Below are 695 nucleotides of genomic sequence, written 5' to 3' on the forward strand. Positions count from 1 at the left end.
CAGCCCATCAGCCCCGTGCCGTAGCCTGCGGCGCGAGCCGTCACGACGAGGGAGGACGAGACCGTGGCCGGTACCCCCGGAAGCCCAGGCACACCTGGTACCCCCGGCACACCGCGCGTACTGCGGGCGATGAACGACCGCGCCGCGCTCGACCTGCTCATCGAACACGGCCCGCTCTCCCGTACCCGGATCGGCAAGCTCACCGGCCTGTCGAAGCCCACCGCCTCCCAGCTGCTCGCCCGTCTCGAAGCGGCCGGGCTGGTCCTCGCAACCGGCACGACGGCCGGGCGCCCGGGGCCCAACGCCCAGCTGTACGCGGTCAACCCCGCGGCCGCGCACGTCGCCGGCCTCGACGTGACGACCGAGCGCATCCGTGCCGCCGTCGCCGACATCACCGGCCGGGTGACCGGCGTGTTCGAGCTCGCCGCCCCCGGCCGCGGCCGGCGCGCCCAGGGCGGCGCCGTCGAGCAGGTCGTCCAGGCCGTCGACGGCGCGGTGAAGGCGGCCGGGCTGCACCGCACCGACCTGCACCGGATCGTCGTCGGCACCCCCGGCGCCTTCGACCCCAGCACCGGCCGGCTGCGCTACGCCAGCCACCTCCCCGGCTGGCACTCCCCCACCCTCCTGGACGGGCTGGCCGCCGCCCTCCCCCCCCCGCCGGACAACCAAAACAACAGCAAAACCCACCGCTCCTG

At 75.7% G+C, this 695-nt stretch carries 1 protein-coding gene; it reads left to right on the forward strand.

Features of this window, described 5'->3' with window-relative positions; all coding sequences use genetic code 11:
• Positions 1-129 precede the first annotated feature (129 nt).
• Positions 130-695 (forward strand): helix-turn-helix transcriptional regulator (locus PV341_RS45220; RefSeq protein ID WP_500361077.1); only part of this gene is annotated, 566 nt, incomplete at its 3' end.

It is taken from the genome of Streptomyces sp. PA03-1a (assembly GCF_033792805.1).
Taxonomy (GTDB): Bacteria; Actinomycetota; Actinomycetes; order Streptomycetales; family Streptomycetaceae; genus Actinacidiphila.